The following is a 24,144-nucleotide window of genomic DNA, read 5'->3' on the forward strand; positions in this document are numbered from 1 at the left end:
CGGCACGACACCGCCGGCTGAGCCGCGCGGGCCGCACCGCTCCCCCGGATGACCCGTGGCCGGGCCGGCCGTACGGCTCAGAGCCGCTCGATGACCGTCACGTTCGCCTGGCCGCCGCCCTCGCACATCGTCTGCAGGCCGTAGCGGCCGCCCGTGCGCTCCAGTTCGTGGAGCAGCGTCGTCAGCAACTTGGCGCCCGTCGCGCCGAGGGGGTGGCCCAATGCGATGGCGCCGCCGTTGACGTTGACCTTCTGCGGGTCGGCGCCGGTCTCGCGGAGCCAGGCCAGGACGACGGAGGCGAAGGCCTCGTTGATCTCGACGAGGTCGATGTCCCCGATCGTCAGCCCGGCCCTCTTCAGGGCGTGGGCGGTGGCCGGGATGGGCGCGGTCAGCATGCGGATAGGGTCCTCGCCGCGTACGGACAGGTGGTGGATGCGGGCGCGCGGGGTCAGCCCGTGGTCGCGCACGGCGCGCTCGCTCGCGAGCAGCAGGGCGGCCGCGCCGTCGGAGATCTGCGAGGAGAGGGCGGCCGTGAGCCGGCCGCCTTCCACGACGGGCTTGAGCGCGGCCATCTTCTCCAGGGAGGTGTCCCTGCGGGGCCCCTCGTCGGCGGTCAGCCCGCCGTACGGGGCGAGTTCGCGGTCGAAGCGGCCCTCGTCGGCGGCGCGCACGGCCCGCCGGTGCGAGAGCAGCGCGTACTCCTCCATGGCCGGCCGGCCGATGTCCCACTGGCGGGCGATGAGCTCGGCGCCGTGGAACTGGCTGACGGGCCGGTCGCCGTAGCGCGCCCGCCAGCCCTCCGAGCCGGCGAACGGCCCCTGGGTGAGGCCGAGCGGCACGGCTGCCCGGTGGACGGCGTAGGCGATGGGGATCTGCGACATGTTCTGGACGCCGCCGGCGACGACGAGGTCCTGGGTGCCGGAGAGGACGGCCTGGGCGGCGAAGTGGACGGCCTGCTGCCCGGAGCCGCACTGCCGGTCGACGGTGACGCCGGGGACCTCCTCGGGCAGCCCGGCGGCCAGCCAGCTCGTCCGGGCGATGTCCCCGGCCTGGGGGCCGACCGTGTCCAGGCAGCCGAGGATCACGTCCTCGACGGCGGCCGGGTCGGCGCCCGTGCGTTCCATCAGGGCGCGCAGGACGTGCGCGCCGAGGTCGGCGGGGTGGGCGGCGGAGAGGCCGCCGCCGCGCCGGCCGACGGGGGTGCGGACCGCTCCGACGATGTACGCCTCGGCCATGGCTGATCGCTCCTCGGTGTCCCTGGGGTCATTCGCGTACGGCGATGCCCTCCAGCACCATCGACAAGTACTGACGGGCGATCTCCTCGGGGCTGTGCGCGCCGCCCGGCCGGTACCAGGACGCGGCGACCCACACGGTGTCGCGCACGAAGCGGTAGGCGAGCCGGACGTCGAGGTCGGCGCGGAAGACGCCGGCCGCCGCGCCGCGGCGCAGGGTGCCGAGCCAGGCCTGCTCGAACCTGCGCTGGGACTCGGCGAGGTAGGCGAAGCGCGGCTGCAGGGCGAGGTGGCGGGACTCGCGCTGGTAGATGGCGACGGCGGGGCGGTGCCGGTCGATCTCCCGGAAGGACTCGGTGACCAGGGCCTCCAGGGTCTCCCGGGGGCCGAGGCGGGCGGCGAGCACCGCGTCGTAGCCGTCCCACAGCTCGTCGAGGAAGGTCGACAGGATCTCGTCCAGCATCGACTCCTTGGAGTCGAAGTGGTAGTAGAGGCTCCCGGCGAGGAGCCCGGCCTCGTCGGCGATGCGCCGCACGGTGGTGGCGTTGTAGCCGTGCGCGGCGAACACCTCGGCGGCGGTCGCGAGGAGTTCGCCGCGCCGCTCGGGCGCGGGCCGCTCGGTGGCGGTCTTCTTGCTGTTCGGCACGGGTCCATTGTCGGTCACGCGCGCTGGCTGCTGACGGAGACCGTCTCGCCGGTCATGTACGAGGAGTAGCCGCTGGCGAGGAAGACGATGACGTTGGCGACCTCCCAGGGCTCGGCGGCCCGCCCGAACGCCTCGCGCCGCACCAGCTCGTCCAGCAGCTCCGGGGTGGTGACCTTGGAGAGGTGGGGGTGGAGGGCGAGGCTCGGCGCGACGGCGTTGACGCGCACGCCGTAGGCCGCGGCCTCCACCGCGGCGCAGCGCGTGAGCGCCATGACGCCGGCCTTGGCCGCGGCGTAGTGGGCCTGCCCGTGCTGGGCGCGCCAGCCGGCGACGGAGGCGTTGTTGACGACGACGCCGGTGCCGCGGGCGCGCATCCGGCGCAGGGCGGCGCGGGTGCAGCGGAAGGTGCCGCCGAGGGTGGTGCCGACGACGGCGTCCCACTGGTCGTCGGTCATGGCGGTGAGCTCCGCGGTGCCGCCGAGGCCCGCGTTGTTGACGACGACGTCGAGGGCGCCGTGCCGCTCCTCGGCCAGCTCGAACAGGGCCGCGACCTGCTCCTCGTCGGTGACGTCGCACGGCAGGCCGGCGACCTGCCGGCCGCCGAACTCCTCGCTCAGGGCGGCCACGGCGACGCGCAGCCTGCGGGCGTGCCGGTCGCCGAGCACGACGCGGGCGCCCTCCTCCAGGAACCGGCGGGCGGTCGCGGCGCCTATCCCGGCGCCGGCCGCGGCGGTGATGACGGCGGTGCGGCCGGACAGCAGGTCGTGAGCGGGAGGACAGGACGGCGGGCCGGGCCGGACAGCGGTGGACTCCTCGACGCTGCTCATGACCGTACGTTAACCTACCAAACACTTGTTAGGGAAGGATGGTTGATGACCACTGACCCTGTACGGGCCGCTGACCCTGCGATCACCCCTGCCCCTGCGATCACCCCTGCCCCTGCGAAGACCGCCGACCCCGCGATGGCCGCTGACCCCGTGGTGCGCTACGAACGCAGCGGCCCCGTCGCGACGGTCACCATGAACCGGCCCGCCTACCGCAACGCCCAGAACTCCGCGATGACGTACGCCCTGGACGGGGCCTTCTACGAGGCGTCGGCCGACGACGCCGTCAAGGTGATCGTCCTCGCGGGTGCGGGCGCGCACTTCTCGTCCGGCCACGACATCGGCACGCCCGGGCGCGATGCCCACCTGCCGTTCGACCGCCGGGCGGGCCTGTGGTGGGACCACTGCGGCAAGGCGGGCGCGGAGAGCCGGTTCGCGCGCGAGTCCGAGGTCTACCTGGGCATGTGCCGCCGCTGGCGCGAACTGCCCAAGCCGGTGATCGCCGCGGTGCAGGGCGCCTGCGTGGCGGGCGGGCTGATGCTGGCCTGGGTCTGCGACCTGATCGTCGCGAGCGAGGACGCCTTCTTCGCCGATCCGGTGGTGCGGATGGGCATCCCCGGCGTGGAGTACTTCGCGCACCCGTGGGTGCTGCCGCCGCGCGTCGCGAAGGAGCTCCTCTACACGGGCGACCGGATGACCGCGCGGCGCGCCCACGAGCTCGGCATGGTCAACCGCGTCGTGCCGCGCGAGCAGCTCGCCGCGCGCACTCTCGAACTCGCCGAGCGGGTCGCCGCGATGCCGCGCATGGGCCTCGCCCTCGCCAAGCGCGCGGTCAACCAGGCCGAGGACCTCCAGGGCCTGCACGGCGGCCTCGACGCGGCGTTCGCCCTGCACCACCTCGCGCACGCGCACAACGCCGAGACGGCCGCCGACCCTCTCGGCGGCATGGACATCCGCGCGATGAAGGCGGGGACGGAAGCGGGCGGGGCCTGATGGACCTGGACTTCACCCCCGGGGAGGAGGCGTTCCGCGCGGAGGCCCGTGCCTGGCTCGCCGCGCACGTGCCGCGCACGCCGCTCCCCTCGCTGGAGACCCGGGAGGGCTTCGCCGGACACCGCGCGTGGGAGCGGACGTTGCACGCGGGACGCTGGTCGGCCGTCTCCTGGCCGCCCGCGTACGGGGGCCGTGGCCGGTCGTTCCTGGAGTGGCTCGTCTTCGAGGAGGAGTACTGGGCGGCCGGCGCGCCCGCCCGGGTCTCGCAGAACGGCATCGGCCTGCTCGCACCGACGCTCTTCGAGCACGGCACAGAGGAGCAGCGCGCCCGGATCCTGCCCGCGATGGCGAGCGGGGAGACGGTGTGGGCGCAGGCGTGGTCCGAGCCCGGGGCCGGCTCGGACCTCGCGTCCTTACGGTCGGTGGCCGTGCCGGCGGCCGGCGGGTGGCGCTTGAGCGGGCAGAAGGCGTGGTCCTCGCGGGCCGCGTTCGCCGACCGGGCCTTCGGGCTCTTCCGCAGTCACCCGCCGGCCCCCGGACGGCCCCACGAGGGCCTGACATACGCGATGTTCGGGCTGGACGCGCCGGGGGTGACGGTGCGTCCGGTCGCCCGCCTCGACGGCCGGCCGGCGTTCGCGGAGATCTTCCTGGACGAGGTGTTCGTGCCCGAACGGGACGTCGTGGGCGCGCCCGGCGACGGCTGGCGCGTCGCCATGAGCACCGCCGGCAGCGAGCGCGGCCTCGCCCTGCGCAGCCCGGGCCGCTACGTGGCCGCCGCGCGCCGGCTCGTCGCGCTGTGGCGGGCGGCGGCCGACCCCGGGGACACGGCGCTGCGCGACCGGGTGGCGGACGCGGTCGTGCGGGCGCGCGCTTACCAGCTGTACGGGTACGGGTGCGCGAGCGCGGCGGGCGGCCCGCGGGGCGCAGAGCCGAGCCTGACGAAGCTGTTCTGGTCGGAGCTCGACCTGGCCCTGCACGAGACGGCGCTCGACCTGCTCGGCCCGTACGGCGAGCTGGCCGCCGCCGCGGACGACGCCCCTGCGCACGGAGCCTGGGCGGAGGGCTGGGTCTTCGCCCTGGCGGGTCCACTCTACGCGGGCACGAACGAGATCCAGCGGGACATCGTGGCGGAACGGCTGCTGGGCCTGCCGAGGGGGCGGCGCCCGGCGGCCGGGCCGCCGGGCGGAGCTGACACCCCGCCGGCCGTACGGGAGCGGCCGGCGTGACGGCCGCACCCGGAACCGCAAGGGCCCGCGCACGCGGCCCCCGGACCGCCTCATGGGAGCAGACGGCATGAAGTTCGTCCTCGGTACCGAGCAGCGGGACTTCGCCCGCGTCCTCGGCCGGATGCTGGGTGCGGCGGACACCCCGGCGGCCGTACGGGCCTGGGCCCGGGGTGATCACGGGCCCGGTCTCGCCGTGTGGGAGCGGGTGGCGCGGGCGGGAGTGTTCGGGCTGGCAGTGCCGGAGGCGTTCGGGGGTGCGGGGCCGCTGCCGGCGGAGGTAGCGGTGGCGTTCACCGAGCTGGGCCGGTACGCGGTGCCCGGCCCGGCCGTGGAGACGGTCGCCGTGACGGCGCTGCTGGCGCGGCTGGCCGCGGAGGGCCGGACCGTGCTCGCGCAGGCGTGGCTGCCGCGGGTGTGCGAGGGCGGGGCCCTGGTGACGGCGGCGCTGCCTGGGGCGCCGGGCGGGAGTCCGTACGCGCTGGACGCGGACGTGTGCGACGCGGTGTTCGTGGTGCCGGCCGGGACGGACGATCTCTTCCTCGCCGCCGGGCACGGCCCCGTGCAGCCCTCCCTGGACCCGGCGCGGTGGCTCGCGATACCGCGCTGCGGGGCCGAGCCGGTGGCCTCCGGGCGGGCGGTGCGCGAGGCGGCGCGGCACGCCGCGGACTGGGCGGCGTTCGCGGCGGCCGCGCAGCTGCTCGGCGTGGGGTCGGCGCTGCTGGAGCGGACGGTGGCGTACGTGCGGCAGCGCCGGCAGTTCGGGACGCCGGTCGGTGCGTTCCAGGCGGTCAAACACCGGCTGGCGGACACGCGCGTGGGGCTGGAGTTCGCCGGGCCGCTCGTGCACGGGGCCGCCGTGGCCCTGTCGGCGGGGGCACCGGGCGCGGCGGCGGAGGTCGCCGCGGCGAAGGCGGCCGCGTCCGACGCGGCCTACGCCGCGGCGCGGGCCGCCCTTCAGCTGCACGGCGCGATCGGCTATACCGCGGAGCACGACCTGTCGCTGTGGCTGGGCAAGGCGCGGGCGCTGCGGTCCGCATGGGGGTCGCCCGCGGGCTGCCGGGCCCGCACCCTCGATATATTTCGCGAGTAAAACACTTGCTAATCTCTTGGGCATGGTGAAACGCCCAGCCCTGCCCGGGACCCTGCACGCCGCCTTCCGGCTCGGCCGCCCGGCGGACATCCGGCACAAGTCGGCCCTCAGCGCCGTCGTGGCCATGGCCGTGCCGGACGCCGCCCTGCTCGCGGCCGGCCGGCTGGACCTCGCGCTGTACACCTCCGCCGGGGCCCTGTGCGCGCTGTACGGCCACGACCGGCCGTACGCCGACCGCGCCCGGGCCCTCGCCCTCGTGGTGCTCGGCATGACGGCGGGCGTCGGCACGGGCCTGGTCGCCGCGGCCCTCACGCGCTCCCCCGCCGTGCTCGTCCTGGTCGCCGCGGCGCTCGCGGCCGTGCAGAAGACGGTCTGCGACGCCGCCCGTACGGGCCCGCCCGGCAACATCGTGCTCACCTTCGTCTCGGCGTCGGCGTGCTTCGTACCGCAGCGGGCCGCCGGCCTGCCGCTCCACCTCGGGCTGACGCTGGCCTGCGGGCTCTGGGCGTGGCTGGTCTGCATGGCGCCCGCCCTCGTCCGGCCGTACGGGCCCGACCGGATCGCCGCCGCCCGCGCGCTGGAAGCCGCGGCGCGCGCAGTGCGCGCGGACGCGGCGGCCGCTCCCCGCGCCCGGCACGCCGCCTGGCAGGCACTGCTGCGGGCGCCCGCGCAGGTGCGCGCCCACGTGCACGGCGGACTCGCCCGCATGGAGCCGGACGCACAGGGCGGCCACGCCCGGCCGGCACCCCCGAACGCCGCGCAGGACACCACGCCTGGCATCGCCCCGGACGCCGGCCGCTGGGAAGCCTGGGCGCGGGACCTGCGCAAGGGCCGCTCCCTGCCCGGGGACGCCCCCGCCGCACCCGGCCCGGGCGCACTGCCCCTGCCCCCTCCCCGGCTGCGCCCGCACCTTCCCGCCGGCGTCCGCGTCCTGACCGGCTCCGCCCTCGCCGGCTGGGCGTCACTCGCCTGCGGCGTCGGGCACCCCTACTGGGCCGTGGTCACGGCCGCCTCCGTCGTTCAGGCCAACTCCGCACTGTCCTGGCACCGTGCGCTGCAGCGCACCCTGGGCAACCTCCTCGGCGTGCTGCTCTTCGCCACGCTCGTGCCGGTGGTCCGCGCCGGCGCCGTGGCCATGGTGCTGACCGCGCTCGCCCTGCAGGCGGGCGCCGAGGCGCTCATCTCCCGCAACTACTGGCTCGGCACGGTCTGCGTCACCCCGATGGCCCTGCTGCTGACCGAATTCGGTGGCAGCCACCCCGCCCGGGAGCTCGTCGGCGACCGCTGGACCGATACGCTCGTCGGCGCGGCGACGGGCCTGCTCGCCTGCGCGCTGGTCGGCAACCGGCGGGCGGCGGACCGGGTCGAGGCCGCCGCGGCCCGGGTGGACGGGGCGCGCGCCGCGGCCCTCGCCGTGCCCGCCGGTGCCGACCGGGACCGCGAGAGGGCCCGCGACCGGCTCGCGGCTGCCCTCGTCGAGCTGCGGGAGGCTGCCGACACCGCCGCAGGCGAGTGGCGGCGGACCCCGCCCGGGGAGCGGGTGGCGCGTGCCGAGCGCGACGGCCACCGGGCGCTGGCCTCGCTCGTACGGGGGCACGCCCCCGGTGGCGCGGCGGCGTTCTGAGCCTCCTTCCGGACGGGCACCGGCGGGGCGGCAGAATCTACCCGGAGCACCGACTGGAAAGGATCACCACCGTGACCGAGGACATCGTCGCGCGCGTGCTGCGGCAGTGGCAGCAGGTCCACCCCGGACTCGACACCGCGCCGATGGCCGTGATCGGCAGGCTCAACCGCTGTGCGGCGCTGCTCCAGCAGGCCACGGACGCCCCGCTGGTGCGGGAGGGGCTGACGCGCGCGGAGTTCGACATCCTCGGCACCCTGCGGCGCACGGGCCGGGAGCTGACGCCGGGCCAGATCGCCCGGGAGACCTTCGCGTCGGGGGCCGCGGTGACCAAGCGGCTGCGGGTGCTCGAAGCGCGCGAGCTGGTCGCGCGCCGCGCCGACGAGCGGGACCGGCGCATGTCCCATCTCTCCCTGACGGAGGGGGGCCGGGAGCTCATCGACCGCCTGATCCCGCATCAGCTGAGCTACGAGAACGCGCTGCTGGAGGGGCTCGGCGGGGAGCGCCGGACCGAGCTGGCGGAGACGCTCGCCGAACTGCTCGTCCTGCTGGAGGGACGGCTGGGCGGCCTTCAGCCCTGAGCCGTTCCGGCGGATGACGGCGAGCCCACCCATCACGGTGGCCACGCATGCCGCAGGCCCTCGCCGCTGCGGCTTCGCGCCGTTGCGGCGGGGCGACTTCTTCCGCAGCCGGCGCTCCGGATCGCACCCCTCATTTCTTTCGCAGCCCGTACCCCCTGGAGGTACGGCTGCGGCCCTTCCCCGCACCTTGCGCGAAATACACCCCAGGGGTCGAGGCCGGCGCGGGCGGCCCGGCCACCGGCGCGACCCTCAACGCGGGCGGCCGCCTCGTCGTGGAGGCCGGCCGGGTCGGCGCGGACACGCAGCTGGCCCGGATGGCGAAGCTCGTCGAGGACGCCCGGAACGGCGAGGCGGCGGCCCGGCGGCTCGCCGACCGCATCTCCGCCGTCTTCGTCCCCGTCGTCATCGCCCTGGCGCTCGGCACGCTCGGGTTCCGGCTCGCGACCGGAGCCGGGCCGACCGCCGCGTTCACCGACCGCCGTGACCGTGGCCGTGGCCGTGGCCGGAGCTTGCCGGAGGCCCAGGGGGAGGGCGATGGCGCTGCCCGGCGAGTTGCGCGAGGCGCAGGAGGCCGCGGGCCGCACCGCGGTCCTGGTCGCCTGGGACGGCGAGGCCCGCGCCGTCCCAGAGGTCGCGGACGCGGTCAAGGACACCAGCGCCGAGGCCGTCCGGCGGCTCCGCGCGCTCGGCCTCGCGCCGATCCTGCTCACCGGCGACAACAAGGCCGTCGCCGAGGTGGGCATCGGCGAGGTGATCGCCGAGGTCACGCCGCGGGACAAGGTGGACGTCGTCAAGCGGCTGGCCGCGTCAGGGCGACGGGGCCGGCGTCGGCAGCTTGGCCGCGGGGAAGGCGTTGTTGCTGTCGCAGACGAGGTCCGAGATCACGAGCCCGCCGCCGCTGAGCTCGACCTTCACGTCGTGGATCTGCCGCCCGCGCGGCACCTCGTTGGCGGCCGCGGTGCACACGAACTGGCTCCGGGCGACCGGCGAGAGCTTGAGGACGTTGTACGGCATCTGGATGCTCACCCGCAGCGTACCGGTGGTGACGTGCACCTCGCCCTTCATCTTGGGCACGTCGGAGTACAGGCCCCGGATCCGCTGGTCCTCGTCCGGCCCCTCCAGCAGGAGCACGATGGCGTCCTCCGCGCCGAGCTTGGCCTTGGCCTGGCGGGTCACCTGCGTCACGCCGGTGGGCGACATGAAGTAGAGCTTCGCCTCCGCCGCGTTGGCCTCTCCCTGCCGCTTGGCGCCCGTCGCGGGCTGGCCCACGTCGATGACGTCGGTGGTCGTCACGCCGCAGCCCGCGAGAGCGGTCAGCAGCGCGGTGGCCAGGGCGGCGCGCCGCAGTCGCCGTGCCGTCATGCCGGCTCGCCCCCGCCCTGCCGCAGCGGCAGCTCCACCGTGAACACCGCGCCTCCTCCGGGTCGGTTGGCGGCCCGCACGGTCCCGTCGTGCAGGCGTACGTTCTCCAGGGTGATCGCGAGGCCGAGGCCGCTGCCCTCGGAGCGGGCGCGGGAGGAGTCGGCCTTGAAGAACCGCTCGAAGACGTGCGGGAGCACGTCGGGGTCGATGCCCTCGCCGCGGTCGGCGATCTCGATCAGCAGGCGCCGGCCCTCCTCGCCGTGGGCCACCCGGACCGCGACGTCCACCGGTTCGCCGCCGTGCTTGAGGGCGTTGCCCACGAGGTTGGCGACGACGACGTCGATGCGGCGCGGGTCCAGCCGGGCGCGGACGCCCTCGGGCAGGTCGGCGGCGACCTTGTCCTGCCAGCCGCGGGCCTGGACGGTCTTGCGGATCGTCTCGGAGACGTCGACCTCGTCCAGGTGGAGGGCGGCGGCGCCCGCGTCGAAGCGGGAGATCTCCATCAGGTCCTCGACCATACGGGCGAGCTTGCCGGTCTCCTCGCTGATGAGGCGGACGGCGTAGGCGGTGTCGGGGTCGAGGGTGGCGGCGTCCTCGTCGAGGACGTCGACGACGGCGGTCATCGCGGCCAGGGGGGTGCGCAGCTCGTGCGAGACGTCGGCGGCGAAGCGCCGCGAGTTGGCCTCCATGCGGCGCAGTTCGGCGACGTTCTCCTCCAGGGCCTCGGCCATGTCGTTGAAGGTGCGGGAGAGGTCGGCGAGTTCGTCGCGGCCGGTGACCTTGAGGCGGGTGTCGAGCTCGCCGGCGGCGAGCTTGCGGGAGGCGCGGCGCAGCTCTCGCACGGGCCGCAGCACGCCGCGCGCGGCGATCAGGGCGGGCACGGCGGCCAGGGCGACGGCGGGCAGGGCGCCGCTCTGGGCGGCCTTGACCAGGGCCTGGACGTTCGCCTCGTCCTCGCGGAGCGGCATCTGCGCGTACACCTCCAGGCCGGAGTCCTCGCTGGTGCCGCGGTAGGTGACGGGCAGGCCGATGGCGAGCCACGGTTCGCCGCCGCTGTCGAGGCGCTGGAAGGCGGGGATGCCCGCGCGGACCTTCTCCTGGACGCCCTGCGGGATTCGCCTGGGGTTGCCGCCGGGCGTGAGCCCGCCGCCCCGGTAGCGCAGCTGGATGGTCCAGCGCTGGGCGCTGCCCGCCGCGTTCAGCCGGTGCTGGAGGTCCTGGAGGGACTGCTGGGACAGCGGGAAGGTGTAGTCGGGGACCTGCGAGTTGACCTGGGAGCGCAGCGCCTCGATGGCCGTGTCCTGGGTGCGCTTGAGGATGGCCGTGCGGGCCTCGCGGAAGGTCAGGGCGGCCGTGGTGAGCGCGCTGAGCGCGGCGACCAAGAGGAACGCGAGCACGAGGCGGGCGCGGAGGCCGGCGGCGACGGCGCGCAGGGACGGGCGGCGGAAGGCGGGGCGGCGCAGGACGGGCCGGCGCAGGAAGGCGGGCCGGCTCACAGGGGTCCGAAGCGGTAGCCGAAGCCGCGGACGGTCTGGATGTACTTCGGCGACCGGGTGGATTCCTCGACCTTGGTGCGCAGCCGCATCACGCACGCGTCCACGAGGCGGGCGTCCCCGTGGTAGCTGTGCTCCCACACGTGCTCCAGGAGCTGCTGGCGGCTGAAGACGCGGCCCGGGGTGGCGGACAGGTACAGCAGCAGCTTCATCTCGGAGGGTGCGAGCGGCAGGTCCTGGCCGTGCTTGGCGACGAGGAGGCCCTTGCGGTCGATGGTCAGGTCGCCGTGGATCTCCACGGGCTGCAGGGCGGCCGGGTCCGGTCCGCCGTCGCCGGGGGCGGCGCGGCGCAGCACGGCCCGGATCCGGGCCTCCAGAACCTCGCCGCGGGCGGGCTTGACGATGTAGTCGTCGGCGCCGGCCTCCAGCCCGAGGACGACGTCTATGTCGTCGCCGCGCGCGGTGAGCATGATGATCGGGATCTGCTGGGTGGCGCGGATGCGGCGGCACACCTCGAAGCCGCTCTTGTCGGGCAGCATGAGGTCGAGCAGGACGAGGTCGGGGCGGAAGGTCTCCATGGCGGCGAGCCCGGCCTCGCCGGTGGCCGCGCCCTCCACCTCGTGGCCGCGGCGGCGCAGGGTGAGGGAGACGCCTTCCCGTACCGCGCGGTCGTCCTCGATCAGCAGCACCCGTGACATGCGGACAGTATCGTTCCCTTCCGCACACTCGTGCGCAGCAGGGCCCCCGATCGGCAGATCTGTCACAGAGTGCTCACATTCCCCTCCCGCACCACTTCCCGGGCCGCTTCCCGACCGTTTCCCGACCGTTTCCCGTTCCTGCGGCGGCCGCCGGTCAGATGCCGATGTGCTGCCGCAGCAGGGCCCGGAAGTCCCGGTCGAACGCCTCGTAGCGGCGCCGCAGCCCCTCCCCCGGCCAGTCCGCCGGGAGCAGGGCCTCCGGCAGGACCGGGTCCGCCAGGAGGTGGCGGAGGACGGCGGCCGAGACCGTGAAGCGCCCGGCGAGGTCCGCCGTGCGGTCCTCGCGGAGGGCGGCCTCCAGGGCCCGGGCCCGGGCGGCCCAGCCGTCCAGGTCCCACAGGGCCGCCGCGAGGGCCGCCGGATCGCCCTCCGGGGCGCCGGTGAACAGCGCGCACTGGGCCGTGACGACCGGCGGCCGGTCCCGCGGCTCCCGCAGGAGGTTGGCCGGGCGCATCCAGCAGCCCTCGCGGAGCTCGCCGAGCCGGAGCGCGGCCATGGCCTGCCGGAAGGCGGCGCGGTCGGGCGCGGAGCGGCGGTCGGCCGTGACGACGGCGATCTCCCAGTCGCCCTCCCAGCACACGGTGCGGGGCGCCCTGCTGTCGTCCTGGCGGGCCTGGCGGGCGACGAGCCGGTCGGTGAGCCGGTAGGTGCCGTCGTGCTGCTCCAGGTCCCCCGCCGCGACCATCCGGGTCAGGGCCGTCCGCACCGTGCCCTCCGCGGTCCCGAAGAGCTCCCCCACGCGGACGAGGGCGCGGGCGGGCAGAGCGGGCGGGTGGTGCCCCAGGAGCGTGGAGAGTACGACCGAGCGCGCGGTCAGGGGGCGCAGCGAAAGGGATTCGTCCATGACCGGCCCCAACCTACCCACCGCCCCAACCTACCCACCGCCCCGCCTGCCGCCCCTCACGGTCTATCCATTACGGTCTCGGATCACGCATCATGAAAGTGTAATGCCGCCACCGCAGGAGGTCGCCGTGAGCGCCACGCACGAAGTCTTCAACCAGGCCCCGCCCCTGACCGGCTTCACCACCGCCGACGACCCCGCCCTGCTGGAGGCGCTGCGCCGCGACGGCGGCGCGTGGGGCGAGGCCGGGGTCCGCGAGCTGGGCGCGCGGGCCGGGTCGGAGGAGGTGCAGGACTGGGCGCGCCTGGCCGAGGCGCACCCGCCGGTGCTGCGCACCCACGACCGGTACGGCCACCGCATCGACGAGGTCGAGTTCCACCCCGCCTGGCACCGGCTGATGGCCGCCGCCGTGGCGAGCGGTCAGCACGCCGCCCCCTGGGCCGATCCCCGCCCCGGCGCGCACTTGGTGCGGGCGGCGAAGTTCTACGCGTGGGCCCAGGCCGAGCCCGGCCACGGCTGCCCGGTCTCGATGACGTACGCCGCCGTCCCCGCGCTCCGCGCCCAGCCGGAGCTCGCCGCCGCCTACGAGCCGCTGCTGGCCTCCCGCACGTACGACTACGGGCTGCGCCCCCCGCTCGGCAAGCAGGGCCTGATCGCGGGCATGTCGATGACGGAGAAGCAGGGCGGCTCGGACGTCCGCGCCAACACCACCACGGCCGTGCCGGCGGGCGACGGCTCGTACGTCATCACCGGCCACAAGTGGTTCACTTCCGCGCCGATGAGCGACGTCTTCCTCGTCCTCGCGCAGGCCGAGGAGGGGCTCACCTGCTTCCTGATGCCGCGCGTCCTGCCCGACGGCACCCGCAACGCCATGCGCCTGCAGCGCCTCAAGGACAAGCTCGGCAACCGCTCCAACGCCTCGGCCGAGATCGAGTACGAACAGGCCGTGGCCTGGCCGGTCGGCGAGCCGGGCCGCGGGGTGCGCACGATCGTCGAGATGGTGAACATGACCCGGCTCGACTGCGTCCTCGGCTCCGCGGCCGGCATGCGCGCGGGCCTGCGGCAGGCCCTGCACCACACGGCGCACCGCAAGGCGTTCGGGGCGGAGCTGATCGACCAGCCGCTGATGCGCAACGTCCTGGCCGACCTCGCCGTGGAGTCGGAGGCCGCGACGGTCCTCGCGATGCGGCTGGCGGCGGCGGTCGACCGCTCGGTGGCGGGCGACGCCGCCGAGGGCGCGCTGCGCCGGCTCGCGCTCGCCGCCGGGAAGTACTGGGTCTGCAAGCGCGGCAGCACGCACGCGGCCGAGGCGCTGGAGTGCCTGGGCGGCAACGGCTACGTCGAGGAGTCCGGCATGCCGCGGCTCTACCGCGAGGCCCCGCTGCTGTCCATCTGGGAGGGCTCGGGCAACGTCGCCGCCCTCGACGTGCTGCGCGCGCTCGCCAAGGAACCGGCCGCCCTGGACGCCTACTTCGCCGAGGTCGGCGCCGCGGCGGGCGCGGACGCCCGGCTCGACGCCGCGGCCGCGCGCGTACGGGACCTGCTCGGTTCGCTCGGCGACCCCGGCCGCGCCCAGCTCCTGGCCAGGCGCCTCGCCGAGCAGCTCACCCTCGTCCTCCAGGGCAGCCTGCTGGTCCGGTACAGCACCCCTGCCGTGGCCGACGCCTTCTGCGCCTCCCGCCTGGACGGGGAGTGGGGCCACGCCTTCGGCACGCTGCCGCCGGGGGCGGACCTGGGGCAGATCCTCGACCGCGCCGCGCCGAAGGCCGAGCGGTGACGGCGGACGGGGGCGCGGGGCGGAACGGCCCCGCGGGAGCGGGCAGTCGCTCCTCCGGCGGGCGTCCCCCGGCGGTCCGTACCGAACGCCGCGGCCCCGTCACCACCGTCATCCTGTCCCGGCCGGACGTCCGCAACGCCGTCGACGGGCCGACCGCGCGCCTGCTCGCCGACGCCTTCCGCTCCTTCGAGGCCGACGACGAGGCCCTCGTCGCGGTGCTGTGGGGCGAGGGCGGCACGTTCTGCGCCGGAGCCGACCTGAAGGCGTTCGGCAGCGAGCGCGGCAACCGGGTGGAGCCCGGCGGCGACGGCCCGATGGGGCCCACACGGATGCGGCTGCCGAAGCCGGTCGTCGCGGCGGTCAGCGGGCACGCCGTCGCGGGCGGCCTGGAGCTCGCGCTCTGGTGCGACCTGCGGGTTGCCGAGGAGGACGCCGTCTTCGGGGTCTTCTGCCGCCGCTGGGGCGTGCCGCTGATCGACGGCGGCACGGTCCGCCTGCCCCGCCTGGTCGGCACGGGCCGCGCCCTGGACATGGTGCTGACGGGCCGCCCGGTCCCGGCCCCCGAGGCGTACGCGATGGGGCTCGCCGACCGCGTCGTCCCCACGGGCACGGCCCGTGCCGCCGCGGAACGGCTGGCCGCGGAGATCGCCCGCTTCCCCCAGGACTGCCTGCGCGGCGACCGGGCCTCCGTCCTCGGCCAGGAGGGCCTCGGCGAGGAGGCGGCGATGGCTGCCGAATTCGCCCACGGCAAGGATTCGTTGGCCGGAGCCGCCGAGGGAGCGGCGCGCTTCGCCGCCGGCGCGGGCCGGCACGGGGGCTTCGCTCCTCCGCCCCGTTCGTCCTTCTTGCCGGGTGAATCCCGCACATAAAACACACAGTTCTTCATCCCTTCGGTGGGATTGCCCCCGTCGCCGGGCAGTTGAGGGCTGGACAACCGGCAGGATCTCTCCTCGTGAGCGGATGGGTGCGCGCAGGGCGTGCGGGGATCGTGGCCTTCGCGGCCGTACTGGCGACGGCGGGCGCAGCGGCGGGAGCCGGGCCCGTTCCGGGGGAGGACCCCGGTGCCGGGCAGGTACGGGGCCGCACCGTCCGGCCCGGCGGACCGCCGGCGGGAGCCGTCGAGCGGACGCACAGCGTCGCGCCGGCTGCCCGCCGGGCCGTACAGGCCGGCGGACAGCGCCACGCCGATGGGCAACGCCGGGAGGACGGGCGGCGCTCGGCCGGCCGACAGCGCCCGGCCGACGGCGGCCACCACCGCATTGATGAGCAGCACTGGACGGACGGGCAGCGCACGGCAGGCAGGCAGCACCGGGACGACGGACCGCGCCACGCCGGCAAACAGCGCCACGCCGGCGGTGGTCAGCGGCGCCTGGCCGGGGCCGGCCAAGAACGCCCGGCCGGCAGTCCGCCGCCGCCCGAGTCCCGCCACCGCCCCGGCTCCGCCCTCGTCGAGTACGGTCCCGGCCGGCTCCGCGTGGTGGCCGGCGATCCCGGAGATCCCGGCGACGACACCGCCGCCGCGCTGATCGTGAACAGGCCCGGCTGCCTCACCCTCACCGCAGGTGACGCGGCAGCCTCCGCGACGCTCGTCATCGGCTGCCACCAGACCCCGCCCCCGGACCCGCCGGCTCCTCCGCAGCCACCCGCACCCCGGCCCGTACCGCCACCGCCGTCCCGGCCCGCACCGCCGCCCCCTGCGCCCCGGGTGCACCACGCGCCGGCAGCGCCCGTGGCGGTCATCGCGCCGCGGGCCGTCGTGGCGGCGCCGCGCCGCGAGCCGCCCCCCGCACCTGAGCCCACGCCGCCGGCGCCCCCGCACATCGTCCCGCGCGCCTATCACCAGTCCGCCGCGCCACCGCCCCCGGGCGGCGCGTCGCTGGTCACGCTCACCCTGCTGCTGACCGCCCCGGCCGTGCTCGCCGCCGCCATGCTGCGGCCGCGGGGAGGCGGCAGCGGGCGCCGCGGCTGACGCCCGCACGCCCCGCCCGGCGTCCGTCCGAACCGGTGGCCGCGCGGTCCTCCGCACCGCCCGGCCGCCGGCGCCCTTCGCGCACCTCAGCCGTACCCGCACCAGCCCGTACCCGCACTCTCGTCTCCGGAGGTTCCCCTTGTCCGAGTGGCTGGTCCTGGTTCTCGCCATGGCCGCGGCATGCGCGGTCGTGCTGACCATCACCGTGCTCAGGGAGCGCAGGCTCAGCGAGGACGACGACCCGAGCGAGACGCCCGACGTCATCGAGTACATGACGATGATGGTCGGCGTCGTCTACGCCATCGTGCTGGGCCTGGCCATCGCCGGTGTCTGGGAGGCCCGCAACAGCGCCCAGGACGTGGTCCGCGCCGAGGCCCAGGCGCTGCACGAGGTCAGCGAGCGGGTGCAGGCGTACGCCCCCGCGGCGCGGGACCGCACCCGCGAGGACGTCAACACCTACGTGACGTACGTGGTGCACAAGGAGTGGCCCGTCATGCTCAAGCGCGGCGAGCTCACCGACCGCGGGGCGATGCTGCTGGACAAGGTGCGCGAGGACCTCACCTCGTACGAGCCGCGCAACGACCACGAGGGCCAGTCCTACCAGCCGCTGCTGGACCAGGTCGGCGCCGCGGACACCGCGCGCAACACCCGGGCGCAGAACGCGGGCGACACGATGCCGGGCGTGGTGTGGTTCGGGCTGGTCGCGGGCGCGCTGGTGGCCGTGGGGCTGATCTTCACGCTGCAGATCCGGCGCTCGCCGCGCGAGCTGCTCCTGGCGGGTCTCTACAGCGCCCTGATCGCCTTCCTGCTCTTCCTCATCTGGGACTTCAACGCGCCGTTCGGCCACGAGATCGCCGATGCGACGAGCCCGTTCACGGATTTGTTCGCCGCCTGAGCGCACCTACGGCCGTAGCAACTCCACATCCCGAGCGGCTCCTCAGCCCGAGCAACTCCACGGCCCGAGCGGCTCGATGGCGCGTGCTCACCACCTGACGGGCAGGTGTTTGAGGCCGTTCTGGAAGTTCGACGTGAGCCGCACCGCCTCGCCCGCCCGCTCCAGGCCGGGCAGCCGGTCGAGGACCGCCCGCAGCAGGGCGCGCATCTGCGCGCGGGCGAGGTGGGCTCCCAGGCAGAAGTGCGGGCCGAAGCCGAAACTGACATGGTCGTTGGGGCTGCGGGTGATGTCGAAGCGGTCCGGGTCGGGGAAGACGCGCTCGTCGCGGTTGGCGGACGGGTGGAAGACCACGACCTTCTCGCCGCGCCGGACGCGCTGCCCGCCGAGCTCGGTGTCGCGGGCGGCGGTGCGCCGGAAGTGCACGACCGGCGACCAGTAGCGCAGCATCTCCTCCACGGCCGGGGGGATCAGCTCCGGCCGGGAGCGCAGGAGCGCGAACTGGCCGGGGTGGTCGAGGAGCGCGAGCATCCCCCCGGGCAGGGCGTTCCGCGGGGCCTCGCTCCCCGCGACCGCGAAGAGGAAGAACATCATCTCGAACTCGTCCCGCGTCAGGCCCCCTTCGCGCATCACGGCCATCACGCTGCCGGGCGCGGGCCGCTCGGCCAGGGCGTGGGCGTAGTGGAACATGTCGGCCAGCGCCTCGCGCGAGCGCGGGTTGACCGGGTACCCGTCGGGCCGGGTGCGCGGGGCGGGGCGGCGGGCGAGGGCCTCGCGGCCCATGGGTGTGAGCCCGTCCGGGGCGGCGGTGTCCGACCGTGCGTAGTCCGTGTCCTGGTAGCCGATGATCCGGTTCGCCCAGTCGTAGATCAGCGCGCCGTCTTCCTCCGGCACGCCCAGGATGTGGGCGAGGGTCCGCACGGGCAGGTCGGCGGTGAGCGCCACGAGGTCGGCCTCGCCGCGGGCGGCGACGCCGTCGACCAGCGCGCGGGCGCGTGAGCCGATCACGGCTTCCAGTTCGCGCACGGCGCGCGGCGTGAGCGACGCGGCGACGATCCGGCGCAATCTGCTGTGGCCGGGCGGGTCCTGGTTGAGCATGGTGGCCCGTACGAAGTGCAGGTCGGCCTCGGTGTCGGGGTCGCGCAGCTGGGTGGCGCCCAGGTGCGAGGAGAAGGTCTCCGGGCTGCGCAGGACGTGTTTGACGTCGGCGTGCCGGAAGACCGCCCAGAAGCCGGGGCCCGGCGGCCAGGGGCCGACGGCCGGTTCGCCGATGCGGCACACGGGGCTCTCGTCCCGCAGCTCCCGGAAGCGCGCGTACGGCACGCCGCGGGCGTAGGTGGCGGGCAGGAAGACGTCGGCGGTCACCTGTTCTACGGTCACGCGGGGACGGTAGACCCTCCTCTGGCGGGCGGGTCAAGGGCTCGCCACAATGTGTGGGGTGACCATCGGCCGGCACAACGGACGGAGGTACGGACAGTGACCGACATCAAGTCCGGCACAGCGGGCCCGCCCCGCGTCGTCGACGAGGCCGAGGCGGAGGCCCTGATCCACGGGATCTGTTTCAAGACGGGCCCGCCGCGCTTCCTCGGTGTCGAACTGGAATGGCTCGTCCACGACCTGCAGGATCCCTCCCGGCCCGTCTCCCCCCGCCGCCTGGCAGCCGCCGCCGACCGGCTGCGGGCCCTCCCGTTCCGCTCTCTGATCACGATCGAGCCCGGTGGCCAGCTGGAGTTCAGCTCCCGGCCCGCGGAGTCCCTCACCGCCTGTGTGGAAGAGGTCTCCGCCGATCTGGCCGCGGCCCGCCCGGCGCTCCGCTCCCTCGGCCTCTCCCTCGCCGGTTACGGCAAGGATCCCTGGCATCCCCCGCGCCGCGTCCTGACCACGCCCCGCTACCGGGCGATGGAGGACTTCCACGACCACTGGGGCGGCGCCGGCCGCACCGTGATGACGAAGACCGCCTCGGTGCAGGTGTGCGTCGACGCCGGGCACGAGGAGCCCGGGCCGCTCGGCTTCGGGCGGCGCTGGCGGCTGGCCCACCTGCTGGGCGCCGTCCTCGTCGCCGCGTTCGCCAACTCCCCGCTGGACGGGGGCCGTCCCACCGGCTGGCGCTCCACCCGGCAGGCCTGCTACGAGCGGATGGACCCGAGCCGCACGGTGGCCCCGGACGAGGACCTCGACCCGCGGGCGGCGTGGGCCGCGTACGCCCTGGACGCGCGGATCATGTGCGTACGGTCCGGGGAGGGCCCGTGGGAGCCGCCCTGGGGGCTGGACCTGCGCGGCTGGACCCGTTCGGCGCGGCCCCGGCCGGCCACCGCGGAGGACGTGGCGTACCACCTGACCACGCTCTTCCCCCCGGTGCGGCCGCGGGGGCACCTGGAGCTGCGCATGATCGACGCCCAGCCGGGCGAGGACGGCTGGGTGGTGCCGCTGGCCGTCACGGCCGCGCTCTTCGACGATCCCGTGGCCGCCGAGACGTCCTACCGGGCCGTCAAGGCCCTGGCCGATACGGCGGGCCGGGAGCCCGCCCCGCGCAACGCGCTCTGGCGCACCGCCTCGCGCGCCGGGCTCGCCGACCCCGAGCTGCACGCCGCCGCCGTCGTCTGCTTCGCCGCCGCCCGCGAGGCCCTGCCCAGGCTCGGCGCCACGTCCCGCGTGCTGGCGGCCGTCGACGCCTTCACCGGGCGCTACGTCGACCGCGGCCGATGTCCCGCCGACGACCTCCTGGACCGGCTCGCCGGCGAGCCGGTCCGGGAGAGCAAGGAGAGCACCGCATGACCGCCCCCGGCACGGATCCCGGCGTCCTCCGCCGGCGCGCCACGGACGCCCTGCTCCGCGCTCGTGCGCGCACCCGGCTCCTCACCGGCTGCGTCGACGACCACGATCTGACCGCGCAGCACTCGCCCCTGATGTCGCCGCTCGTGTGGGACCTGGCGCACATCGGCAACCAGGAGGAGCAGTGGCTGCTGCGCGCCGTGGGCGGGCACGAGGCGCTGCGCCCGGAGCTCGACCCGCTGTACGACGCGTTCCAGCACCCGAGAGCCGCGCGGCCGGCGCTGCCGCTGCTGCGGCCCGCCGAGGCCCGCGCCTACGCCGCGGACGTCCGCGGCCGGGTGCTGGACGTGCTGGACGCCGTCCCGTTCGAGGGCCGTCCGCTGGTCGAGTCCGGCTTCGCGTTCGGCATGATCGCCCAGCACGAGCAGCAGCACGACGAGACCATGCTGATCACCCATCAGCTGCGGCGGGGGGCGGCGGCGCTCGGCGCCCCCGAGCCGCCGCCCGCCGCGCCGGACGCCGGGCTCCTGCCGTCCGAAGTGCTCGTCGAGGGCGGCCCGTTCACGATGGGCACGTCGACGGAGCCGTGGGCGCTGGACAACGAGCGGCCCGCCCACCACCGCTTCGTGCCGTCGTTCTTCATCGACACGCTGCCGGTGAGCAACGGCGCTTACCTGCGCTTCGTCGAAGACGGCGGCTACGGCGACGCCCGCTGGTGGCACCCGGAGGGGTGGCGGCAGGTCCGGGCGCACAAGCTGGCGGCCCCGCTGTTCTGGCGGCGCTCGGGCTCGCGCTGGCTGCGGCGGCGCTTCGGCGCCGTCGAGCCCGTGCCGCCCGGCGAGCCGGTCCTGCACGTCAGCTGGTACGAGGCCGCGGCGTACGCCGCGTGGGCGGGGCGGCGGCTGCCCACCGAGGCCGAGTGGGAGAAGGCCGCCCGGCACGACCCCGCCTCGGGCAGATCCCTGCGCTATCCGTGGGGCGACGCCGACCCGGCGCCCGAGCACGCCAACCTCGGCCAGCGGCACCTGCGGCCGGCGCCGGTGGGGGCGTATCCGGAGGGTGCCTCGCCGCTGGGCGTACGGCAGCTGATCGGCGACGTGTGGGAGTGGACGTCCAGCGACTTCCTGCCCTACCCGGGGTTCCGGGCCTTTCCCTACCGGGAGTACTCGGAGGTCTTCTTCGGCAGCGCCCACAAGGTGCTGCGCGGGGGGTCCTTCGCCGTCGACCCGGTCGCCTGCCGGGGCACGTTCCGCAACTGGGACCTCCCGGTCCGCCGGCAGATCTTCGCCGGTTTCCGCACCGCGCGCGACGCCGAGCCCGCCTGATGTGCCGTCATATCGCGGTCCTGGGGCCCGCGGAGCCGATCGGCGCGAGCGTCGCGGACCCGCCGCACTCCGTCGTGCGCCAGTCCTGGGCGCCGCGCATGCAGCGCCACGGCACGGTCAACGCGGACGGCTTCGGCGTCGGCTGGTACGCGGACGGCGACCCGGTCCCCGCGCGCTACCGGCGCGCCGGGCCCATCTGGGCCGACCTGTCGTTCGCCGACCTCGCCCGCGTCGTCCGCACCCGCGCCCTCCTCGCGGCCGTACGGGACGCCACCGGCGCGGGTGCGGACGGCGAGGCCGCCGCCGCGCCGTTCGCCGCCGGGCCCTGGCTGTTCAGCCACAACGGCGCGGTCTCCGGCTGGCCGGGCAGCGCCGCGCCACTGGCCGCCCTGCTGCCCGCCGAGGTGCTGCTGCGGCTCGCGGCGCGCTGCGACGCCGCTTTCGTGTGGGCGCTCGTCGAGCACCGGCTGCGCGGCGGCGACGCGCCCGGCGGCGCCCTGGCCGACACGGTCGCCGAGCTCGCCGAAGCCGCGCCCGGCTCGCGGCTGAACCTGCTGCTCACGGACGGCACCTCGATCGCCGCCACCACCTGGGGCGACACGCTCTGGTACCTGGCGGACCCGGCCGGCCGCACCGCGGTCGCCTCCGAGCCCTACGACGACGACCCCCGCTGGACTTCAGTCCCCGACCGCACCCTGCTCACCGCGACCCGCACCGCCGTCACCCTGACACCGCTCAAGGAGCCCTGCCCGTGAGCCCGTTCGCCCTGACCCGCACCCTCCCCGCCGACGCGACCGCGGCCGCCCTGCGCGCCGACGTCGCCACGGGCCTGACCCGCACCCCCAAGGAGCTCCCGCCGAAGTGGTTCTACGACGCGCGCGGCAGCGAGCTGTTCGACGAGATCACGCGGCTGCCCGAGTACTACCCGACGCGCGCCGAGCGCGAGATCATCATCGCCCGCGCGGACGAGATCGCCGCGGCCACCGGAGCCCGTACCCTCGTGGAGCTCGGCTCGGGCTCCTCCGACAAGACCCGCCATCTCCTCAGCGCCCTGGCCGCCCGCAACTCCCTCGGCCACTACGTGCCCGTCGACGTCAGCGAGAGCGCCCTGACCGGCGCGGCCGAGGGCCTGCTGGCCGACCACCCGGGGCTCACGGTGCACGCCCTCGTCGCCGACTTCCAGTACGGCCTGCACCTGCCCGCCACCCCCGCGCCCCGTCTGCTCGCCTTCCTCGGCGGCACCATCGGCAACCTCCGTCCGAAGGAACGATCCGCCTTCTTCGCCGCCGTCCGCGCCGGACTGGCCCCCGGCGACGCCCTGCTCCTGGGCACGGACCTGGTCAAGGACGAGGGGACGCTGGTACGGGCCTACGACGACGCGGCGGGCGTGACCGCCGCCTTCAACAAGAACGTCCTCACCGTCATCAACCGCGAGCTGGAGGCCGACTTCGACCCGGACGACTTCGACCACGTCGCCCTGTGGGACGCGCGGGAGGAGTGGATCGAGATGCGGCTGCGGGCCCGCGGCGCCCTCGTAGCGAAGATCCCCGCGCTCGACCTGGCCGTCCACTTCGCCGCGAGAGAGGAACTGCGCACGGAGATCTCCGCCAAGTTCCGCGAGCCGGGGGTACGGGCCGAGCTGGCGGCGGCCGGGCTGGAGACCACGCACTGGTGGACGGACGAGGAAGGGCGGTTCGCGCTGTCGCTGTCGGTGCCCGTGCCGGTGCCGGGGCGCGCCGGTTAGCCTCGCCGTGTGAAGGATGAGGTGAACGAACCGCAGAACAGAGGCCTGCCGGCCGGCTTCGAACGCGGAACGGACGGGCCGAAGGTGATCGTCGCCGGCGTCGACGGCTCCGACACGTCCTGGCGTGCCGCCGCCTACGCCGCCGGCCTGGCCCGCCGTCAGCACGCGCTGCTCGCCGTCGTCTACGTGCAGCCGCTGCTGACGGGCGGCGCGGCGCTCGGCGCGCCGGTGGCGGAAGTGACGGAGGAGGTCGCCGAGGAGCTCCTCGCCGAGATCCGCGACGCGGCGGAACGGCTGCGCGGCGGGCCGGGGGTCCGCTGGGAGTTCCACACCTTCCGCGGCGACCCCTACCAGGGCCTGGTCCAGGCCGCCGACGACCTCAAGGCGGACGCGGTGGTCGTCGGCGCCTCGAAGCACGCCGGCCACCGCATCGTCGGCTCGGTCGCGGTGCGCCTGGTGAAGGCGGGCCGCTGGCCCGTGACCGTGGTGCCGTAGCGGACGGCGGGGGTGTCCCGGGACGTCGTTCCCGGGGCCTCCCCGTCCTCGGCGAGTCCGGGAAGCTCCTGGCGGTCCGCACGGCGGGCCCGTCCGCGCCGCCCGCGTCCGGGTCCGCGCCCGGCGTCCTCGCGGAGCGCACGGTGGTCAGGCTGCGGTGAGCCGGGCGTACGCGCTCGCCTCGCGCACGGGCGCGGGGTGCGCCACGGTGGTGGTGACCGCACCGCTTCGGTGGTGACCGCACCGCTTCCACCCGCACCTGGAGCAGCGCCCATGACGCACCACACCTACCGCGTGACCGAGATCGTCGGCTCCTCCCCGGACGGCGTCGACCAGGCCGTCCGCAACGGACTCGCCCGCGCCTCCCAGACCCTGCGCAACCTCGACTGGTTCGAGGTCACGCAGATCAGGGGCCATTTGGTGGACGGCGCGATCGGGCACTACCAGGTGGGCCTGAAGGTCGGTTTCCGCCTGGACGACGGCGACTGACCGGACGGCGGCTG

The 24,144-nt window shown here is 75.6% G+C and carries 23 protein-coding genes and 1 pseudogene; 16 read left to right on the plus strand and 8 right to left on the minus strand.

Annotated elements, in window-relative coordinates; all coding sequences use genetic code 11:
• Positions 1 to 77: 77 nt before the first annotated feature.
• Genes IF61_RS0104505 through IF61_RS0104515 form a run of 3 tightly spaced genes read right to left on the minus strand, consistent with a single transcriptional unit; the run spans position 78 to position 2,705 of the window.
• Positions 78 to 1,235, minus strand: coding sequence for an acetyl-CoA C-acetyltransferase (locus IF61_RS0104505; RefSeq protein ID WP_030364908.1), 1,158 nt, complete (start codon positions 1,233 to 1,235; stop codon positions 78 to 80).
• 28 nt (positions 1,236 to 1,263) lie between these two features.
• On the minus strand, positions 1,264 to 1,878 hold the full coding sequence (locus tag IF61_RS0104510) for a TetR/AcrR family transcriptional regulator (RefSeq protein WP_030364909.1): 615 nt from the start codon (positions 1,876 to 1,878) through the stop codon (positions 1,264 to 1,266).
• Positions 1,879 to 1,892: 14 nt separating this feature from the next.
• A complete protein-coding gene (locus tag IF61_RS0104515) occupies positions 1,893 to 2,705 on the minus strand; it encodes an SDR family oxidoreductase (RefSeq protein ID WP_052392389.1) in 813 nt (270 codons plus the stop codon).
• Positions 2,706 to 2,840: 135 nt separating this feature from the next.
• Between IF61_RS0104515 and IF61_RS0104520 the strand changes: the two genes are divergently transcribed.
• The 6 genes and pseudogenes from IF61_RS0104520 to IF61_RS33895 all read left to right on the plus strand — a co-directional run.
• Positions 2,841 to 3,695, plus strand: coding sequence for an enoyl-CoA hydratase (locus IF61_RS0104520; RefSeq protein ID WP_030364911.1), 855 nt, complete (start codon positions 2,841 to 2,843; stop codon positions 3,693 to 3,695).
• Positions 3,695 to 4,921, plus strand: a complete 1,227-nt coding sequence (locus IF61_RS0104525; protein WP_078659960.1) for an acyl-CoA dehydrogenase family protein — start codon at positions 3,695 to 3,697, stop codon at positions 4,919 to 4,921. Before IF61_RS0104520 ends, IF61_RS0104525 begins: the two co-directional genes overlap by 1 nt.
• Before the next feature lie 67 nt (positions 4,922 to 4,988).
• On the plus strand, positions 4,989 to 6,011 hold the full coding sequence (locus IF61_RS0104530) for an acyl-CoA dehydrogenase family protein (protein WP_030364913.1): 1,023 nt from the start codon (positions 4,989 to 4,991) through the stop codon (positions 6,009 to 6,011).
• Between the two features lie 22 nt (positions 6,012 to 6,033).
• Positions 6,034 to 7,635 (plus strand): FUSC family protein, encoded by a 1,602-nt coding sequence (locus IF61_RS0104535; RefSeq protein ID WP_030364914.1) that lies wholly within the window; start codon positions 6,034 to 6,036, stop codon positions 7,633 to 7,635.
• A 71-nt stretch (positions 7,636 to 7,706) separates the two neighbouring features.
• Positions 7,707 to 8,213, plus strand: a complete 507-nt coding sequence (locus IF61_RS0104540; protein ID WP_030364915.1) for a MarR family winged helix-turn-helix transcriptional regulator — start codon at positions 7,707 to 7,709, stop codon at positions 8,211 to 8,213.
• Between the two features lie 209 nt (positions 8,214 to 8,422).
• Positions 8,423 to 9,125, plus strand: a pseudogene (locus IF61_RS33895) (HAD family hydrolase); the annotation flags it as partial.
• On the opposite strand, the gene IF61_RS0104550 reads toward IF61_RS33895, so the two are convergent.
• The 4 genes from IF61_RS0104550 to IF61_RS0104565 form a co-directional block, all read right to left on the minus strand.
• Positions 9,021 to 9,575 (minus strand): hypothetical protein, encoded by a 555-nt coding sequence (locus IF61_RS0104550; protein ID WP_052392390.1) that lies wholly within the window; start codon positions 9,573 to 9,575, stop codon positions 9,021 to 9,023. The pseudogene IF61_RS33895 and the gene IF61_RS0104550 sit on opposite strands and share 105 nt — an antisense overlap.
• Complete coding sequence (locus IF61_RS0104555) at positions 9,572 to 11,071, minus strand: ATP-binding protein (protein WP_052392391.1); 1,500 nt, start codon at positions 11,069 to 11,071, stop codon at positions 9,572 to 9,574. The genes IF61_RS0104550 and IF61_RS0104555 overlap by 4 nt, the downstream gene beginning before the upstream one ends.
• Entirely contained in the window at positions 11,068 to 11,766 is a 699-nt protein-coding gene (locus IF61_RS0104560) for a response regulator transcription factor (protein ID WP_030364919.1), read from the minus strand. Before IF61_RS0104560 ends, IF61_RS0104555 begins: the two co-directional genes overlap by 4 nt.
• Positions 11,767 to 11,920: 154 nt before the next feature.
• Positions 11,921 to 12,670 carry a PaaX family transcriptional regulator C-terminal domain-containing protein gene (locus IF61_RS0104565; protein ID WP_030364920.1) on the minus strand — a complete coding sequence of 250 codons (750 nt, stop codon included), beginning with the start codon at positions 12,668 to 12,670 and terminating at the stop codon, positions 11,921 to 11,923.
• A gap of 127 nt (positions 12,671 to 12,797) precedes the next feature.
• Between IF61_RS0104565 and IF61_RS0104570 the strand changes: the two genes are divergently transcribed.
• From IF61_RS0104570 to IF61_RS0104590, 4 genes are all read left to right on the plus strand, one after another.
• Entirely contained in the window at positions 12,798 to 14,444 is a 1,647-nt protein-coding gene (locus IF61_RS0104570) for an acyl-CoA dehydrogenase family protein (RefSeq protein WP_030364921.1), read from the plus strand.
• Positions 14,441 to 15,313 carry a crotonase/enoyl-CoA hydratase family protein gene (locus tag IF61_RS0104575; RefSeq protein ID WP_078659961.1) on the plus strand — a complete coding sequence of 291 codons (873 nt, stop codon included), beginning with the start codon at positions 14,441 to 14,443 and terminating at the stop codon, positions 15,311 to 15,313. Before IF61_RS0104570 ends, IF61_RS0104575 begins: the two co-directional genes overlap by 4 nt.
• Before the next feature lie 83 nt (positions 15,314 to 15,396).
• The gene (locus IF61_RS33175; RefSeq protein WP_157848540.1) at positions 15,397 to 16,413 is read left to right on the plus strand and encodes a hypothetical protein; all 1,017 of its coding nucleotides are present in this window, start codon (positions 15,397 to 15,399) and stop codon (positions 16,411 to 16,413) included.
• Between the two features lie 139 nt (positions 16,414 to 16,552).
• A complete protein-coding gene (locus IF61_RS0104590) occupies positions 16,553 to 17,308 on the plus strand; it encodes a bestrophin-like domain (RefSeq protein WP_030364923.1) in 756 nt (251 codons plus the stop codon).
• Between the two features lie 87 nt (positions 17,309 to 17,395).
• Here IF61_RS0104590 and IF61_RS0104595 read toward each other — a convergent pair whose 3' ends face one another.
• A complete protein-coding gene (locus IF61_RS0104595; protein ID WP_245684394.1) occupies positions 17,396 to 18,685 on the minus strand; it encodes a cytochrome P450 in 1,290 nt (429 codons plus the stop codon).
• Between the two features lie 96 nt (positions 18,686 to 18,781).
• On the opposite strand from IF61_RS0104595, the gene egtA reads away from it, so the two are divergent.
• From egtA to IF61_RS0104625, 6 genes are all read left to right on the plus strand, one after another.
• Complete coding sequence (gene egtA / locus IF61_RS0104600) at positions 18,782 to 20,080, plus strand: ergothioneine biosynthesis glutamate--cysteine ligase EgtA (protein ID WP_030364925.1); 1,299 nt, start codon at positions 18,782 to 18,784, stop codon at positions 20,078 to 20,080.
• Positions 20,077 to 21,402 carry an ergothioneine biosynthesis protein EgtB gene (gene egtB / locus IF61_RS0104605; protein ID WP_030364926.1) on the plus strand — a complete coding sequence of 442 codons (1,326 nt, stop codon included), beginning with the start codon at positions 20,077 to 20,079 and terminating at the stop codon, positions 21,400 to 21,402. The genes egtA and egtB overlap by 4 nt, the downstream gene beginning before the upstream one ends.
• Positions 21,402 to 22,157, plus strand: a complete 756-nt coding sequence (gene egtC, locus IF61_RS0104610; protein WP_030364927.1) for an ergothioneine biosynthesis protein EgtC — start codon at positions 21,402 to 21,404, stop codon at positions 22,155 to 22,157. The genes egtB and egtC overlap by 1 nt, the downstream gene beginning before the upstream one ends.
• Positions 22,154 to 23,146 carry an L-histidine N(alpha)-methyltransferase gene (gene egtD, locus IF61_RS0104615; RefSeq protein WP_030364928.1) on the plus strand — a complete coding sequence of 331 codons (993 nt, stop codon included), beginning with the start codon at positions 22,154 to 22,156 and terminating at the stop codon, positions 23,144 to 23,146. Before egtC ends, egtD begins: the two co-directional genes overlap by 4 nt.
• 9 nt (positions 23,147 to 23,155) lie before the next feature.
• Positions 23,156 to 23,641: a universal stress protein gene (locus tag IF61_RS0104620; protein WP_245684395.1), complete on the plus strand. Its 486-nt coding sequence runs from the start codon at positions 23,156 to 23,158 to the stop codon at positions 23,639 to 23,641.
• 273 nt (positions 23,642 to 23,914) lie between these two features.
• Positions 23,915 to 24,130, plus strand: a complete 216-nt coding sequence (locus tag IF61_RS0104625; protein WP_030364930.1) for a dodecin — start codon at positions 23,915 to 23,917, stop codon at positions 24,128 to 24,130.
• Positions 24,131 to 24,144 lie beyond the last annotated feature (14 nt).

Origin of the sequence: Streptomyces roseoverticillatus (genome assembly GCF_000719265.1) — a bacterium.
Lineage (GTDB): Bacteria > Actinomycetota > Actinomycetes > Streptomycetales > Streptomycetaceae > Streptomyces > Streptomyces roseoverticillatus.

Coding starts and splice junctions, on each gene's coding strand:
- IF61_RS0104530 (WP_030364913.1), top strand. CDS start 4,989: ATGAAGTTCGTCCTCGGTACCGAGCAGCGGGACTTCGCCCGCGTCCTC.
- egtC (WP_030364927.1), top strand. CDS start 21,402: ATGTGCCGTCATATCGCGGTCCTGGGGCCCGCGGAGCCGATCGGCGCG.
- IF61_RS0104565 (WP_030364920.1), bottom strand. CDS start 12,670: ATGGACGAATCCCTTTCGCTGCGCCCCCTGACCGCGCGCTCGGTCGTA.
- IF61_RS0104535 (WP_030364914.1), top strand. CDS start 6,034: ATGGTGAAACGCCCAGCCCTGCCCGGGACCCTGCACGCCGCCTTCCGG.
- egtB (WP_030364926.1), top strand. CDS start 20,077: ATGACCGCCCCCGGCACGGATCCCGGCGTCCTCCGCCGGCGCGCCACG.
- IF61_RS0104625 (WP_030364930.1), top strand. CDS start 23,915: ATGACGCACCACACCTACCGCGTGACCGAGATCGTCGGCTCCTCCCCG.
- IF61_RS0104525 (WP_078659960.1), top strand. CDS start 3,695: ATGGACCTGGACTTCACCCCCGGGGAGGAGGCGTTCCGCGCGGAGGCC.
- IF61_RS0104550 (WP_052392390.1), bottom strand. CDS start 9,575: ATGACGGCACGGCGACTGCGGCGCGCCGCCCTGGCCACCGCGCTGCTG.
- IF61_RS0104515 (WP_052392389.1), bottom strand. CDS start 2,705: ATGAGCAGCGTCGAGGAGTCCACCGCTGTCCGGCCCGGCCCGCCGTCC.
- IF61_RS0104505 (WP_030364908.1), bottom strand. CDS start 1,235: ATGGCCGAGGCGTACATCGTCGGAGCGGTCCGCACCCCCGTCGGCCGG.
- IF61_RS0104520 (WP_030364911.1), top strand. CDS start 2,841: ATGGCCGCTGACCCCGTGGTGCGCTACGAACGCAGCGGCCCCGTCGCG.
- IF61_RS0104560 (WP_030364919.1), bottom strand. CDS start 11,766: ATGTCACGGGTGCTGCTGATCGAGGACGACCGCGCGGTACGGGAAGGC.